The organism is Psychrobacillus sp. NEAU-3TGS, assembly GCF_029955155.1.
GTDB lineage: Bacteria > Bacillota > Bacilli > Bacillales_A > Planococcaceae > Psychrobacillus.
Genome location: NZ_JAPNOZ010000007.1, coordinates 1 through 324 on the forward strand (window position 1 = coordinate 1; position 324 = coordinate 324).

The 324-nt window shown below is 53.4% G+C and carries 3 tRNA genes; all 3 read left to right on the top strand.

Annotated features, from left to right (window positions below):
- Positions 1-11 precede the first annotated feature (11 nt).
- Positions 12-87, top strand: a tRNA-Ala gene (locus OR571_RS06620).
- A 21-nt stretch (positions 88-108) separates the two neighbouring features.
- Positions 109-182 (top strand) — tRNA-Met (locus OR571_RS06625).
- Positions 183-188: 6 nt separating this feature from the next.
- Positions 189-265: transfer RNA gene (locus OR571_RS06630), tRNA-Ile, on the top strand.
- Positions 266-324: the final 59 nt, after the last annotated feature.

A 324-nucleotide genomic window follows, 5' to 3' on the forward strand; every position in this document is an offset into this window, starting at 1 on the left:
GTCCAAAAAATGGGGCCTTAGCTCAGCTGGGAGAGCGCCTGCCTTGCACGCAGGAGGTCAGCGGTTCGATCCCGCTAGGCTCCACCATATTAATAAAGTAAAATTCTTGGCGGTGTAGCTCAGTTGGCTAGAGCACTCGGTTCATACCCGAAAGGTCGTGGGTTCGACTCCCTCTGCCGCTATATTTAGGACCTTTAGCTCAGTTGGTTAGAGCAGACGGCTCATAACCGTCCGGTCGCAGGTTCGAGTCCTGCAAGGTCCACCATCAACATATTCCGGAGGAATACCCAAGTCTGGCTGAAGGGATCGGTCTTGAAAACCGAC